Origin of the sequence: Bradyrhizobium sp. cf659 (genome assembly GCF_900113725.1) — a bacterium.
In the GTDB taxonomy this organism is placed as follows: domain Bacteria; phylum Pseudomonadota; class Alphaproteobacteria; order Rhizobiales; family Xanthobacteraceae; genus Bradyrhizobium.
Genome location: NZ_FOQJ01000003.1, coordinates 198,139 through 212,688, shown reverse-complemented (window position 1 = coordinate 212,688; position 14,550 = coordinate 198,139). Strand labels below are relative to the sequence as shown.

The following is a 14,550-nucleotide window of genomic DNA, read 5'->3' as shown; positions in this document are numbered from 1 at the left end:
CGAAGGCGGGGCATCCAGTACGCCGCGGCCCCTCGTGGATACGTTCCCGTCTCTGGAATACTGGATCGTCCGCCTTCGCGGACGATGACAGCGTGGACTATGCTCGTACCGAGTATCAAGGAGAGATAGCAGTGACCTTCGTCGCGCGTCATGCGCTGTGGTCGGATGAGCAGAGGGACGCGGCGACGCGCATGCGGCGCATCGTCGAGGAGAGAAACCTCGAAGTCATCCGCCTCGCCTTCCCCGACCAGCACGGCATCCTGCGCGGCAAGACCATCATCGCCGCCGAGGCGATCGCCTCGCTGGAGAGCGGCTGCTCCATCACCACCACCATGCTGGCGAAAGACACCTCGCACCGCACGGTGTTTCCGGTGTTCACCGCTGGCGGCGGCTTCGGCATGAAGGAGATGGAGGGTGCGGCCGACGTGCTGATGGTCGCCGATCCCACCACGTTCCGCGTGCTGCCATGGGCGCCGACGACCGGCTGGGTGCTGTGCGACCTCTATTTCAATGACGGCCGCCCGGTGCCGTTCGCCACGCGCGGGCTGTATCGCAAGGTGCTCGATGATCTCGCTGGCCGTGGCCACGATTTCGTCGCCGGGCTCGAGGTCGAATTCCACATCTTCAAGCTCGACGATCCGCATATGCGTGCGGAGGACGCCGGCCAGCCCGGGACGCCGCCATCGGTGAGCCTGCTCAGCCACGGCTACCAGTATCTCACCGAGCAGCGCTTCGATCAGATGGAGCCGGTGCTGGAGATCCTGCGCCGCGACGTCGTCGCGCTCGGGCTGCCCTTGCGCTCAGTCGAGGTCGAGTTCGGGCCAAGCCAGTGCGAATTCACCTTCGCGCCGAGGACGGGGCTGGAGCCCGCCGACAACATGGTGCTGTTCCGCTCCGCGGTGAAGCAGATCGCCCGCCGCCACGGCTATCACGCCACCTTCATGTGCCGACCGAAACTGCCGAACCTGTTCGCGAGCGGCTGGCATCTGCACCAGTCGATCGTCTCGCGCACGAGCGGCGAGAACCAGTTCATGGCCAAGGAAACGGTCACGACAGGCGGCGAGCCGCTCAGTGCGTTCGGCCGCGCCTACCTTGCCGGCCTGCTCGACCACGCCCGCGCGTCCACCGTGTTCACCACCCCGACCATCAACGGCTACAAGCGCTACCGTTCCTATTCGCTGGCCCCTGACCGCGCGATCTGGGGCCGCGACAATCGCGGCGTGATGATCCGCGTGCTCGGGGCTGCCGGCGATGCCGCCACGCGCCTTGAGAACCGCATCGGCGAGCCCGCCGCCAATCCCTATCTCTACATGGCCTCGCAGATTCTTTCGGGCCTCGACGGCGTCGACCGCAAGCTCGATCCGGGCCCGTCGGCCGACACGCCCTACGAGACCAAGGCGCCGCTGCTGCCGAAGTCACTGCGCGATGCGGTCGCGGCGCTGAAGGACGATCCGTTCTTCCGCGAGAAGCTGGGCGCCGAGTTCGTCGACTACTACACCCACATCAAGAACGCCGAGATCGATCGCTTCCTGTCCGAAGTGACCGACTGGGAGCATCGGGAATATTTCGAGATGTTCTGACCCCCCGACGGGCGGGCTTGCGGAGCGCCATAGCTCACGCCTCACGCCCCCGTGAGGCGACTTCGTCCCGCCTGTTCCGACGACATCTCACCCCCATCCGACGAAGCCATTTTCCTCCCCCTCGAAAACCGCCGGAAAGACACGGGGTCTAGAGTTCTCCTCAATGATCAACAATGGAGTTCGGTCATGTGGGGTCAATTGTTCAGTCTGATCTATCGCTGGTCCTGCCGGGCGACCCTGATCGAAATCGGCACGCACCACCTGTCGCATTAGTCGCTTGCGAGCGCGAATTGGGTAAGACGGGTTGACCAGATTACGGGGGTTTCCATGCGCAAGCTGATCCTGATCGCGGCACTGTCGCTGCTCGCAACCGAGGCTTATGCCGGCGGTCCGCGGAGCCTGAGCCTGGCGGCAACCAATTCGAACCAGCAGGCGACAGAGCAGCCGGCCGCGACTGCCGCGCCGCAGACGACGCCGGGCCCGGCGGCAGCGCAGGCACCGAATATGCAGACGGTGACGACTGCCCCGACGTCAACGCCGCCAGCCGCAACCGCTGCTACGACGCCGCCGACGGCAGCCGTGCCGGTCGCGACCGCCCCGGTTGCCACAACACCCGCCCGGTCCACTGCCGCACCGGTGGTCGCCACGACCGAAACAGCGAAGCCAAAGCGCCGCCAACCGTCCACCGAGGCCCGCGTGATCCGCGAGCTGCACCGGCATGGGATTTATTGGTGATTGGTTCGCACTCAGGCGTCGTCCTGGCGAAAGTTAGGACCCATTACCCCAAGGAGGGGTTTGGCGAAGACTGGCGGTTCGGAACTGATACCGCATGAAATAGATGGACCTCGCGGTATGGGTCCTGGCCTTCGCCAGGACGACATCGAGAGATCGGCGGGAGCGCTCCGCCCCTCACCTCGCCGAGCCCGCTAAATCCCCAGATACTTGTGCTGCAGATCCGGCTCGGCCATCAGTTCGTGCGACGTGCCGCTCCACACCGTCTTGCCGCGCTCGATGATGAAGTGGCGGTCGCAGATGCGGGCGAGGTGGTCGACGTTCTTGTCGACGACCAGGATCGACTGTCCCCGGCTCTTGAGCAGCGACAGGCAGTTCCAGATTTCTTCGCGGATCAATGGCGCGAGGCCCTCGGTCGCTTCGTCCAGAATGAGGAGTTTCGGGTTGGTCATCAGCGCGCGGCCGATCGCCAGCATCTGCTGCTCGCCGCCGGAGAGCTGGTTGCCCATGTTGGAGGCGCGTTCGGCAAGGCGCGGGAACATCACGTAGATCGAAGCCAGCGTCCAGGGATTGCTGCTGCTGAAGCGGTCGGCGGCGGCCGCGACGAGATTTTCGCGCACGGTGAGGTTCGGGAAGATCTGGCGCCCCTCGGGCACCAGGCCGACGCCGAGTTTTGCAATTCTGTACGACGGCAGCTGCCTGACTTCAGCACCTGCGAAACGGATCGCGCCGGCGCGCGCCGGCGTCAGGCCCATGATGGAGCGGATGGTGGTGGTCTTGCCCATGCCGTTGCGGCCCATCAGCGAGACCATCTCGCCCGGCTTGATCGACAGCGACAGGCCGAACAGCACTTGGCTGAGGCCGTAGCAGGTCTCGATGCCGTCGACGTCGAGCAGCGTGTCAGCCATGGTGCGTCACCACATGCTGGTCGCCGAGATAGGCGCGCTTGACGTCCTCGTTCTGGCGGATCGCGGCCGGTTCGCCCGAGGCGATGACGCGGCCATAGACCAGCACCGAGATGCGGTCGGCCAGCGCGAACACCGCCGGCATGTCGTGCTCGACCAGTACGATCGAGACTTCTTTCCGCAACTCCTGGAGCAACTTGACCATGCGCTGGGATTCGGTGACGCCGAGGCCGGCCATGGGCTCGTCGAGCAGGAGCAATTTCGGCTTGCTGGCCAGCGCGACCGCAAGCTCCAGCTCGCGGCGCTCGCCATGGCTGAGCCTCGACACCACGACGTCGGCGCGGTGCAAGAGGCCGACGCGGTCGAGCGCGGCATGGGCGGCATCGCGGAGGCCCTTTTCCTTGCGCGCATCGGCAAAGAAGCGGAACGAGGTGCCGGCATGGGCCTGCGCCGCCAGCGCGACATTGTCGGCGGCGGTGAAGTCGAGCAGCAGCGAGGTGATCTGGAACGACCGCGCCAGCCCCAGCGCGCAGCGGCGATAGGCCGGCAGGTACGTAATGTCGCGACCGCCGAGCGAGACGCTGCCGGAATGCGGCTCGAGATGCCCGGTGAGCTGGCTGATCAGCGTGGTCTTGCCGGCGCCGTTCGGGCCGATGATGGCGTGCAGCTCACCGGCCGCGACGTCGAGCGAGACGTTGTCCGTCGCGATGATGCCGCCGAAGCGGCGCACCAGCTTCTCGACGCGGAGCAAGGGTTCAGCCACGGCCAGCCCTCCCGAGCACGCCCATGATGCCGCCGCGCCCGAACAGCACGATCAGCAGCAGCAGCGGTCCCATGATCAGCGCCCAATATTCGGTGATCTGCGACAGGAACTCTTCCAGCAGCAGATACACCACCGCGCCCATCACCGGGCCGAACAGCGTGCCCATGCCGCCCAGGATCACCATCACCATGAGATCGCCGGACCGCGTCCAGTACATCACGGCCGGGCTGATGAAGTCAGTGTTGTTGGCGAGCAACGCGCCGGCAAGTCCGCACATCATGCCTGAGATGACGAAGCAGACCAGCTGATAGCGCTTGGCAGGAAAGCCGATCGCCTGCATGCGCTGCTCGTTGGAGCGCAGGCCCTGCACCACGAGGCCGAAGCGCGAATTGACGATGCGCCAGATCAGGATGAGCACGGCGAACAGGCAGGCGAGGCAGAGATAGTAGAACTGCGTGCGGTTGCCGAGATTGACCAGGCCGGAGAAGTCGCTGCGCTTGTAGACGGTGAGGCCGTCATCGCCGCCGTACCGCGCCAGCCCCGAGGCGACGTAATAGGCCATCTGCGCAAAGGCCAGCGTGATCATGATGAAATAGACGCCGCGGGTGCGCAAGCTGAGCGCGCCGATCACCAGCGCGTAAGTCGCGGAGGCCGCAAGCGCGACCGGAAACTGGATGAAGCCGGAGCCGACGCCTTCCTGCGCGAGCATGCCGACGGCGTAGCCGCCGATGCCGAGATAGGCGGCGTGGCCAAAGCTCATCATGCCGCCAAACCCCATGATGAGGTTGAGGCTCGCGGCGGCCAGCGCCAGGATGACGATGCGGGTGAACAGCGTCAGGATGAAGACGTTGCCGGAGAGTTGCGAATAGAGCGGCAGCAGCACGAGGCCCGCCAGCATCAGGGCCGTGACGGCCTTGCTCACAGTGAAAGCCTTCATCGACGATTGGCCGGAAACAGCCCCTCCGGCCGCACCACCAGCACGATCGCCATCACCAGGTAGATCAGCATGGAGGACAGCGCGGGCGCGGCGGTGGAGGCAGCGGCGCCGCTCAGCACCTGCCGCAGCAGGTTGGGCAGGAAGGCGCGGCCGAGCGTGTCGATCATGCCGACGAAGATCGCGGCCAGGAACGCGCCGCGGATCGAGCCGATGCCGCCGATCACGATGATGACGAAGGCGAGGATCAGGATGTTCTCGCCCATGCCGATCTGCACGGTGAGGATCGGCGCCTGCATCAGGCCGGCAAGGCCGGCGAGCGCCGCACCGAGCCCGAACACCAGCGTGTAGAGCAGCTTGATGTTGATGCCGAGCGCGCCGATCATCTCGCGGTTGGAGGCACCGGCCCGGATCAGCATGCCGATGCGGGTGCGCATCACGCCGAGATAGAGCAGCAGCGCGACCAGCAGCGCCACCACGATGATGGCGAGGCGATAGGCGGGATAGTGAATGCCGGGCAGGATCGGCACCGGAACGGTGAGCCAGGCCGGCAGCGGCAGCGCGAGGCCCGCCGGGCCCCAGATCAGCCGCACGGCTTCATTGAAGAACAGGATCAGGCCGAACGTCGCGAGCACGTGGTCGAGATGGTCGCGGCCGTAGAGATGCCGCAGCGCCGTCATCTCGAGCACGATACCGAGCACGAGCGTTGCACCGAGCGCCATCAGCGCACCGAGCAGGAAGCTGCCGGTCCAGGCCGCGAAGGTCGCGGCGAAATAGGCGCCCATCATGTAGAGCGAGCCGTGCGCGAGGTTGACGAGATCCATGATCCCGAACACCAGCGTCAGGCCGGCGGCGAGCAGGAACAGCAGCAGGCCGAACTGCAATCCGTTCAAAAACTGTTCGACGACGAGCAGCATCAAAACTCTTTCAGGCGCACGCAGCGTCGCGCCGATGTTCGAACACAGTCGCCATCAGTGAAAGAGCTCCCCCTGCCTCTTCAAGGCCGAAAAATGGGTAATGGCAGTATCGTGCCGAGGCAAGAGCGATTTGACACCAAACATGCACTTTGTTGCATCCCGGCACCTACGGCCGAAACCTGTCCCGCGATGCAAGAAGGCTGCCGCGCAGCATGGGGCAACCTGCCGCACCCAAACGATCACCCTCCCCGCGGCAAGGCAATCGCATCTGACCTGAGAGCTTGAGCACTAACGCATCCACGGCGTCATGGCCGGGCTTGTCCCGGCCATCCACGTCTTGCCGAGCCGCACGAAGAACGTGGATGCCCGGGCCTTCGCCTCGCCGAAGCGGCTTCGGCCGCGCAGGCGGGACAAGCCCGGGCATGACGACCTCTTGCAAACCTCAAAAGTAATCACCCTCCCCCAGGTAGGCCGGGGAGAGGGTGAGGACGTCGTCGGAATGAAGGAAGTGAAGAAGGAGGCGTCTAGTGCGACGTCATCTGGTGGGGAAGATCGTCCGGTTCGAGCACGCTGTTTGCCGTCGAGGCCTCCAGTGCTGCCATCCGGAACAGATAGGCCAGCGTCGTCAGTCCGGAGTCGTCCGCCATCTGCGCCAGTTCGAGCGCCATGTCGGACATGTAGCCGAGATTCTCGTCCTTGATTTGCGCCATGATCTGGCTGTCCCGCATCATGTTCGACATTTCAGGCGCTCTTTCGTTGCGCGGCAGCGAGGCCGCAGAGGTTGGCACGGGCGACGGCGTCCAGACGCGGGCCGTCCTGTTGCACGATCGAAGCCATGCCGATGCGATCATGCAGGGCATCGAGCGTCTGGCGACGAATGTCGATGGTGGCCGCCATGGTCCAGGCGTTCTCGACCAGAGCCGGCAGGCCGAGCGGCGTCACGACGAAGCCGGCCTCGTGGAAGCGCGGCAACCACCAGGTTTCCATGATCGCGCTGACCTGCGCGATTCCCTGGCCGAGGCAGAACTCCTGCACCGCCGCCATCAGTTGCAGGTTGAGAGCGCCGTCGCGGCGATCGCGGACGACGAAGTAGCGCGACCATTCCCAGATCAGCGGATCCGAGGGGCAGCCGCGCACCGCCGCCAGGTGCGGGAAGACCTCGCTCATCATCGAGGGCTTGGTCGTGGGGTAGAGCCGGTGACCGCCGACGATGCGCCGGCCCTCCAGCGCAAGCAGATAGACGGTATCCTGGTCGTCATAGGAATCGATCTCGCGGCCATCCGGCCTGCGCAGCGCCTCCCAATGGCGCTCCTCGACAAAGATCTCATGGCGCAGCCGGAAGTGCTGCTCGATTACGTCTTCGTATAAGTGGCGATTGACCGCAGAAATTGCGTGAATCATGAAAACCCCCATTCAGCCTCAATAGGGGGCACCCTCTGCGAAAAGACGCAGGTTCGATATTGGGAAATTTCCCAGTACGTCGCTCAGGGATTGATGATCTTGTGGCGAATCGCCAGCGCAACCGCATGCGTACGGTTGACAGCACCGAGCTTGCGCGCAGCGGTTGCAAGATGCTCTTCGGCGGTGCGCTGCGTGATGTGCAGGATCTCGCCGATTTCCCAGGCCGACTTGCCCTGCGAGGCCCAGGAGATCACCTCGCGCTCGCGCGGAGTGAGACGCGTCGACGGATACGGCGTCGGCTCGAGCAGACGGCGGATGTGGTCGAAGCCATACATCGCCATCAGGTGCAGGGCCGGCTTGCTGCGGGGGTTGAGGTCCAGATGGACGCCGCCGAGCGACACCGCGGCTTCATAGCCGGTGAGCCCGTGGATCGGCACGATGAAGCCGCGCGACATGCGAAAATCGCCGGCGCGGTTCATCACCTCGGCCGCGTTCGGCTCGAGCTCGGCATCATAGGGCGCCTCCGACCACTCGAACGGATTGACCGATTGCCGGCACAGCCGCACCACGGGATCGAAGCGGTCGTAATTGTTCTGGGTGTAGAGATTGAACCATCCCGCCGGCCAGCGCTTGGCGAGCACCATCTGCGCAAATCGCTGATCGGGATTCGGCAATCCCGTCACGATGATGGTTTCGAAGCCGAAACGGCCGAAGGCCGCTTCAAGCGCGTTCATGGCGTCCGGTACCTTGCGATAGGTATCCAGGCCTTCGATGAAGTCGAGCGCTTCCCGGCCATAATCGACGGCGGACATCGATGCGTTTCCTGACCCTCACCGTCCGCTATAGCACGTATTTGGGGGCTGCCTCAATTCGCTGCTTCCGTAGTTCTCCGGTATCCACCTGCTCCGAAGCTTTAATCTACTTGTGGAAGAAGTGACGTCAAGTTACACCTGTGGCGTACAAAGCGGGAAACCCACGATGGACGACGAGAACATCGCCCTCAACAGCGTGCTCGGCCTGGAATTGAACCGCGTGTTTTTCGCCGTCCGTGAAACGGCGAACAAGCAGAAGATCATCGAGTTCGCGCGCGAGGTGCTGCAAAGCGAGCGCGCCGAGTTCGCGGACCGCGTCTCGCCCGAAGGGCCGGCGAGCTAGAACGCAAGTTGCGGCAGACGCGAGAGCTGCTCGCGCGGATGCGACATCTTTCCATTTGAACGCGCAGATTTTAGTCGAAACACTCTCACCGCGAAATTAGTCCTCCATCATCGTCAACGAATGAGCTGCGCTCTCGCCCTCCCTTGGAGGGGGAGGGTGAAGCACCGCTGGCTGCGCTGCCATGGTCCGCCATTTGCCGCTGGATGACATCTCGGCTCTCGTGAGATGATTGCCGCACGATCCTCTTTCGGAAGCCCGGGACATGATGACGCTGCGCCAGGTTGAAGTGATCCGTGCCGTGATGGTGACGGGCACCATTGGCGGTGCGGCGAAGCTGCTCAACGTCTCGGCGCCGGGGATCAGCCGCCTCGTCAAATACACCGAGCGCTCGCTCGGCATCCGCTTCTTCCAGCGCCAGAACGGACGCTATTTCCCGACGCCGGAGGCCGAGACCATCTTTGAGCAGATCAACAGCGTCTACAAGAAGGTCGACGACCTCTCCGAGATCATCTCCAAGATCGGCCGCGGCGGCCTGTCGGAACTGCGCATCGGCTCGGTGCCGAGCATCTCGCAGGTGATGGTGCCGCGCGCGATCGAGCGTGTGCGCCGGCGCTATCCTGATCTCGGCATCGACATCAACATCCTCAAGCTCGAGGAAGCGATCGACTACCTCATGCTCGGCCGCGGCGAGTGCGTGGCGATGAGCTACCGGCTCGAACATTCCGGGCTCGACTTCATGCCGCTCGCCTCGGGCGAGCTTTATTGCATCGTGCCGCCCGGCCACGAGCTGGCGGGCCGCAAGCAGGTCTCGGCCGCCGAGATCACCCGCTACCCGCTGATCGGCATCGATCCGAACGATCCCTACGGCCGGATCATGGCCGAGATCTTTGCGCGCCACCGGCTCGACTACAACATCACCATCCGCGCGCGCTTCGGCACCACGGTCTGCGCGCTGGTGAAGGCGGGGCTCGGGATCGCCATCATCGACCAGTTCACGGTGGCCCATGGCGGCTATCCCGGCATCGAGCTCTTGAAGATCACCGAGCCGACGCGGTTCGACACCTACATCGCGGTGAAGCGCGGCGCGCCGCTGTCGCTCCATGTCGAGTACTTCATCGAATCCCTGCGCGCCGAGATGCGCGCGGTCGAGCCGTCCCGCGGCAACGGCAAGGCCGCCACGGGGCGCGGACGGAAGAAATAACATTATGTTAGGTTTGCCGGATAAATGGGTAATTGTGTTAGGCGGGGGAAAGGCTAACGTCGCACTTGGAATTGCGCAGGTTTCCCCGCTAATGGCCGGGACCGAACGCTCCCAGCGAGACGATAGCGAACCATGTCGAAGCGCGGATACGCCGCCAGCAAAAAGCTCCTCACCGGCCTGATCGGCGCGCCGATCGCGCATTCCGCTTCCCCTGCCATGCATGAACGCGCCGCCGAGGCGCTCGGCCTGCGCGGTCATTACCAGCTCATCGAAGTGGCCGGCGCCGACGCGACCGGGCTCAGCCTGATGCTCGAAGGCGTGCGGCGGCTCGGCTTTGCCGGCGTCAACGTCACCTTTCCCTACAAGGAGGCCGTTGTCCCGCTGCTCGACGCGCTGGCGCCGGCTGCGGCGAGCATGGCAGCGGTCAACACCGTCGTCGTCAAGGACGGCCGGCTGATCGGCCACAACACCGACACGACGGGCTTTGCGCGCGCGGTCGCACCGCTGCTGGCGCCCTCCGGAAATGCGGTGGCCGTGATCGGCACCGGCGGCGTCGGCAAGGCAATCGCCTTTGCGCTGGCGAGCCTGAAGGTGACTGACCTCCGAATCTTCGACAGCGAGCCGGCGCGCGCCGAAAAGCTCGCCGCGCTGCTGGCCAAGCATGGTGGGGCGCGGGTGGCCACGAGCGTCGAAGACGCGCTTCGTGGCGCAACCGGCCTCGTCAACGGCACGCCGGTGGGCATGCTGCCGAACCGGGACACCCCGGTCCCCGCCTCGCTGCTGCGCGAAAACCTGTGGGTCGCTGACGCCGTCTATTCGCCGCTGATCACGCCGCTGCTGGCCGCGGCCCAGGCCAAGGGCGCGCGGATCATGACCGGGCGGGAGCTAGCGATCTACCAGGCGGCCGATGCGTTCGAACTATTTACCGGCCTTGCCCCATCGACCGAAGTCATGGGAGAGGCATTCGACGAGGTGATGGCGGCACGAAGCTCAGCCTATCACGCAGCGTAAACGAAGCGGCCGGACACAAGGCCGCGGACAACATCAGAGGAAACGGGAGGAGAGACCATGAAATCGGCTATTCTGGCAGGCGCCCTGCTTGCCTTCGCGACTGCAACCAGCGTCCACGCACAGGCGATCAAGCTCGCCGACGTCGCCGAGCTGTCAGGCGGCGGCGCCACCGTCGGCACCAACTGGAAGAACGGTATCGACCTCGCGATCGAGGAGATCAACGCCAAGGGCGGCGTGCTCGGCCGCAAGCTCGAGGTCACCCATGCCGACTCGCAGTCCAACCCGGGCGTTGCCCGCGCACAGGTGCAGAAGGCGCTCGACGCCGAGCCCTATGTGCTGCTCGGACCCGGCTATTCCGGCTCGGTGAAGGTCACCGCGCCGCTCGCGGCCGAAGCCGGCATCGCACAGATCATGGGCGGCGAAGCCGCCGAGCTGACGCAAGCCGGAAACAAGTTCCTGTTCCGCACCTCGTTCGGCCAGCAATCCTCGATGCCGAAGGTCGCAAAATACATCCACGACGAGATGAAGGCGAAGTCGGTCGCGGTGGTCTGGGTCAACAACGACTTCGGCCGCGGCGGACGCGACGTCGTCGTGAAGGAGCTCGACCGGCTCGGCTCCAAGGTCGTCGCCGACCTCTCGACCGAGGCGGGCCAGGCCGACTTCGCCGCCGACGTCGGCAAGATCAAGTCCGCCAATCCCGATGCCGTGTTCGTCTATCTCAACGAGGAAGAGAGCGCGCGCATCCTGAAAGAGCTGAAGCGCCAGGGCGTCACCGCGCCGCTGATGGGCGAGACCACGCTGATCGGCCAGAAGGTGATCGAGCTTGCCGGCGACGCCGCCAACGGCGCGCGCGGCCATGTCGGCCTCACCACGGATGCGCCGGTCGATTTGATCAAGGCGTTCCGCGAGAAGTTTTCCAAGAAGTACAATTACGTGCCCGACCACAACGGCCTGAAGGGCTACCTCGCCGTCTACATGGTGAAGGCCACCACCGAAAAGATGGGCAAGGTCGACCCGAAGAAGTTTGCCGACACGCTGCACGGCCTCACCATCAAGGCCGCGGACGAGCCGGGTATCCTGATGGACGTCACCTTCAGCGAGACCGGCGACATCGATCGCCAGAGCTTTCTGGTCGAAGTGGTCGAAGGCAAGCAGGTCGTGAAGCAGGTGCTGCCGAAGGTGAAGTGAGCCGTCTTCGCCTCTCCCCGCGCCTGTCCCGCCGCAGCTTTAGCGACGGCGGATGCGGGGAGAAATCTCTCTTCTCCCTCTCCCCGCTCTTCGCGGGGAGAGGGAGACGGCAGAGCGGAGCGAGGGACACGAGAGGGGAAAATGTCCAATCTGTTCGATCTTCTGGTCGCGGGACTTGCCACCGGCGCCATCTATGCACTGGTCGCGGTCGGCTTCACGCTGCTGTGGCAGACGTCGCAGACCATCAATTTCGCGCAAGGCGAGTTCGTGATGCTGCCGGCGTTCCTGATGCTGGCAGCGATGCATGCCGGCGCGCCGTTCTGGCTCGCGATCATCCTCGGCATTTTGCTCTCGATGATCCTGCTCGGCCTCGCCTTCAAGATGCTGCTGGTCGACCCGATGATGCGCCATGGCGTGCTGCCGCTGGCGATCGCGACCATGGCGCTGGCGATCGGCATCAAGGAATCGGTGAAGCAGTTCTTCAGCGCGGAGGCCTCGCCCTTCCCCTCGATCGTGCCGACCGGCGATATCTCCATCCTCGGCCACGCCGTCTCGCTGCAAAGCATCGGCGTCCTCGTCGTCGCCATTGTTGCGGTCTTCGGCCTGACCTCGCTCCTCAACCGCACCTCGCTCGGCCACCAGATGCAGGCGGCGGCGCAGAACCCGACCGTGGCGCGCATCATCGGCGTGCCGGTGGAGCGCATGATCCTGCTGACCTTCCTGATCAACGCGTTCCTGGTCGCGCTGGCCTCGCTGCTGATCACGCCGATCTATCTGGCAAAATTCTCCTCCGGCGAGGTGCTGGGCCAGGCCGCCTTCATCGCGGCGATCGTCGGCGGCTTCAACCAGGTGCGCGGCGCGATCGCCGGCGGCCTCCTGATCGGCGTGCTCGACAATCTCGCGGCCAGCTACGTCTCGACGCAATATCGCGCGGCGGTGCCGCTGATCTTCCTGATCGTCGTCATCCTGTTCCGGCCGCAAGGACTGCTCGGCCGCGCCGAGGAGCGCACGGTATGATCGGATTTGGCAAACCCCTGAAGATCGCGCTCGGCCTCATCGTCATCGCCGGCCTGATCATCGTCCCCATGAACTTCAACCGCTACGGCCTGTTCATCCTGAGCCAGTGGGCGGTGATGACCATCGCCGCGATGGGCCTCAACCTCACGCTCGGCTATGCCGGCCAGGTGTCGTTGGCCCAGGGCGCCTTCGTCGGCATCGGCGCCTATGCGGCGGCGATCATGACCACGCATGGCTGGCCGCTGCCGGCCGCGATCGTGGTCGCGGTTCTCTTGAGCTTCGGCGTCGGCTGGGTGCTCGGCTATCCCGCGCTGCGCGTGCAGCACCATTACCTCGCCTTCGTCACGCTCGCCTTCTCCACCCTCGCCTTCCTCGTGTTCCGCAACGAGAGCTGGCTGACGGGGGGCATCTACGGCATCTCCAACATCCCGCGCCCGCACATCTTTGGCATCGCGACCAACAAGCCGCTGCCTTTCTACTATGTCTGCCTCGGCTCGCTCGCGATCGTCTCGATTGCGGTGTGGTGGCTGATCCGCTCGCCCTGGGGCCGCGCCTTCATGGCACTGCGCGAAAACCCGCTGCGCGCGCAATCGCTCGGCATCGACACGCGGCGCTACACGCTGATGGCATTCGCGATCGGCTCGGCGCTCGGCGGCGTCGCCGGCGCGCTCTATGCGCCGCTGACGCAATATATCGATCCCGTGCCGTTCAACCTGTCGCTCTCGCTCGATCTCCTGATGATGGTGATCGTCGGCGGCGCCGGCTTCTATTTCGGTCCCTTCCTGGGGGCGATGATCGCCGTGCTGCTGCCGGAATGGCTGCGCTTCACGGAAGGGTATTACCTGATGCTCTATGCGATCGCGGTGATGCTGCTGCTGATCTGGTCGCCGACCGGCATTCTGGGAATCCTCGACCGCTATCTCGCCGAGCGCCGCACCAAGGCCGCCTCCGCGCTGCGCGCCGTCGCGAAATCCCGGCTGGAGACGGTGCAATGAGTGCGGTCCTCGAAGTCACCAACATCAAGAAGAATTTTGGCGGCATCAGCGCCGTCGCCGACGTCAGCTTCGACGTCCGCGAGGGCGAGATCCTCGGCCTGATCGGGCCGAACGGCTGCGGCAAGTCCACCCTGTTCAACTGCATCCTCGGCCAGCTCACGCCGACCGGCGGCGAGGTCAAGCTCGACGGCAAGGTGGTCACGGGCCTGCGTCCCTCCGAACTCAACAAGCTCGGGGTCAGCCGCACCTTCCAGCTGTTGCAGGTGTTTCCAAAACTGTCGGTGCGCGAGAACCTGATCCTCGCCGGCCAGGAGCACCAGGGCAACATGGCCTCGCGCCTGGTCGGCCGCTCCGATGCCGGGCTGACGGAGACCGCCAACCAGATGATCGGCTTCTTCAAGCTCGATCATCTCGCGGCTGAACCTGCCGGCGGCCTGTCCTACGGCCAGCAGAAGCTGCTCGATGCCGCCATGGCCTTCATGGGCGGCCCGCGCCTGGTGCTGCTCGACGAGCCCGCCGGCGGCGTCAACCCGTCGATGCTGGCGGACCTGAAGGACCGGCTGGTGGCGATCAACCGCGAGAAGAACGCCACCTTCGTCGTGATCGAGCACAACATGGAGTTCGTGATGTCGCTGTGCTCGCGCGTGATGGTGATGGCGGAAGGCAAGGTGCTGGCGATGGGACGGCCGGACGAGGTCCGCAAGAACCCGGCCGTGATCGAAGCTTATCTGGGACATTGAGGGCACGAGCC

Annotated in this window: 16 protein-coding genes; 9 read left to right on the top strand and 7 right to left on the bottom strand. The window is 64.9% G+C overall.

Annotated elements, in window-relative coordinates:
• Positions 1 to 131 precede the first annotated feature (131 nt).
• Together BM118_RS15020 and BM118_RS15015 are read left to right on the top strand one after the other, a co-directional pair.
• Positions 132 to 1,580, top strand: coding sequence for a glutamine synthetase family protein (locus tag BM118_RS15020; RefSeq protein ID WP_092186343.1), 1,449 nt, complete (start codon positions 132 to 134; stop codon positions 1,578 to 1,580).
• 327 nt (positions 1,581 to 1,907) lie between these two features.
• Positions 1,908 to 2,315 carry a hypothetical protein gene (locus BM118_RS15015; RefSeq protein WP_092186342.1) on the top strand — a complete coding sequence of 136 codons (408 nt, stop codon included), beginning with the start codon at positions 1,908 to 1,910 and terminating at the stop codon, positions 2,313 to 2,315.
• 191 nt (positions 2,316 to 2,506) lie between these two features.
• Here the strand turns inward: BM118_RS15015 and BM118_RS15010 are convergent, their stop codons facing one another.
• The 7 genes from BM118_RS15010 to BM118_RS14975 all read right to left on the bottom strand — a co-directional run bounded on the left by BM118_RS15010 (position 2,507) and on the right by BM118_RS14975 (position 8,044).
• The gene (locus BM118_RS15010; RefSeq protein ID WP_025575580.1) at positions 2,507 to 3,220 is read right to left on the bottom strand and encodes an ABC transporter ATP-binding protein; all 714 of its coding nucleotides are present in this window, start codon (positions 3,218 to 3,220) and stop codon (positions 2,507 to 2,509) included.
• A complete protein-coding gene (locus tag BM118_RS15005; protein WP_092186341.1) occupies positions 3,213 to 3,980 on the bottom strand; it encodes an ABC transporter ATP-binding protein in 768 nt (255 codons plus the stop codon). The genes BM118_RS15010 and BM118_RS15005 overlap by 8 nt, the downstream gene beginning before the upstream one ends.
• Positions 3,973 to 4,917, bottom strand: a complete 945-nt coding sequence (locus BM118_RS15000; RefSeq protein WP_092186340.1) for a branched-chain amino acid ABC transporter permease — start codon at positions 4,915 to 4,917, stop codon at positions 3,973 to 3,975. Before BM118_RS15000 ends, BM118_RS15005 begins: the two co-directional genes overlap by 8 nt.
• Complete coding sequence (locus tag BM118_RS14995; protein WP_011083884.1) at positions 4,914 to 5,831, bottom strand: branched-chain amino acid ABC transporter permease; 918 nt, start codon at positions 5,829 to 5,831, stop codon at positions 4,914 to 4,916. The genes BM118_RS15000 and BM118_RS14995 overlap by 4 nt, the downstream gene beginning before the upstream one ends.
• A gap of 524 nt (positions 5,832 to 6,355) precedes the next feature.
• On the bottom strand, positions 6,356 to 6,571 hold the full coding sequence (locus BM118_RS14985; RefSeq protein ID WP_092186338.1) for a hypothetical protein: 216 nt from the start codon (positions 6,569 to 6,571) through the stop codon (positions 6,356 to 6,358).
• A 1-nt stretch (position 6,572) separates the two neighbouring features.
• Positions 6,573 to 7,232, bottom strand: a complete 660-nt coding sequence (locus BM118_RS14980) for an acyl-homoserine-lactone synthase (RefSeq protein WP_177234335.1) — start codon at positions 7,230 to 7,232, stop codon at positions 6,573 to 6,575.
• Positions 7,233 to 7,315: 83 nt separating this feature from the next.
• Entirely contained in the window at positions 7,316 to 8,044 is a 729-nt protein-coding gene (locus BM118_RS14975) for a helix-turn-helix transcriptional regulator (protein ID WP_092186336.1), read from the bottom strand.
• Between the two features lie 166 nt (positions 8,045 to 8,210).
• Here BM118_RS14975 and BM118_RS14970 point away from each other — a divergent pair, with 166 nt between their 5' ends.
• From BM118_RS14970 to BM118_RS14940, 7 genes are all read left to right on the top strand, one after another.
• A complete protein-coding gene (locus tag BM118_RS14970; protein ID WP_177234334.1) occupies positions 8,211 to 8,387 on the top strand; it encodes a hypothetical protein in 177 nt (58 codons plus the stop codon).
• 262 nt (positions 8,388 to 8,649) lie between these two features.
• Positions 8,650 to 9,588 carry a LysR family transcriptional regulator gene (locus BM118_RS14965; protein WP_092186334.1) on the top strand — a complete coding sequence of 313 codons (939 nt, stop codon included), beginning with the start codon at positions 8,650 to 8,652 and terminating at the stop codon, positions 9,586 to 9,588.
• 132 nt (positions 9,589 to 9,720) lie between these two features.
• On the top strand, positions 9,721 to 10,599 hold the full coding sequence (locus BM118_RS14960; RefSeq protein ID WP_092186333.1) for a shikimate dehydrogenase: 879 nt from the start codon (positions 9,721 to 9,723) through the stop codon (positions 10,597 to 10,599).
• A 57-nt stretch (positions 10,600 to 10,656) separates the two neighbouring features.
• A complete protein-coding gene (locus tag BM118_RS14955) occupies positions 10,657 to 11,787 on the top strand; it encodes an ABC transporter substrate-binding protein (RefSeq protein WP_092186332.1) in 1,131 nt (376 codons plus the stop codon).
• A gap of 141 nt (positions 11,788 to 11,928) precedes the next feature.
• Positions 11,929 to 12,804 (top strand): branched-chain amino acid ABC transporter permease, encoded by an 876-nt coding sequence (locus tag BM118_RS14950; protein ID WP_092186331.1) that lies wholly within the window; start codon positions 11,929 to 11,931, stop codon positions 12,802 to 12,804.
• Complete coding sequence (locus BM118_RS14945; protein WP_092186330.1) at positions 12,801 to 13,799, top strand: branched-chain amino acid ABC transporter permease; 999 nt, start codon at positions 12,801 to 12,803, stop codon at positions 13,797 to 13,799. Before BM118_RS14950 ends, BM118_RS14945 begins: the two co-directional genes overlap by 4 nt.
• Positions 13,796 to 14,539, top strand: a complete 744-nt coding sequence (locus tag BM118_RS14940) for an ABC transporter ATP-binding protein (RefSeq protein ID WP_092186329.1) — start codon at positions 13,796 to 13,798, stop codon at positions 14,537 to 14,539. The genes BM118_RS14945 and BM118_RS14940 overlap by 4 nt, the downstream gene beginning before the upstream one ends.
• The last annotated feature ends 11 nt before the right edge of the window (positions 14,540 to 14,550 follow it).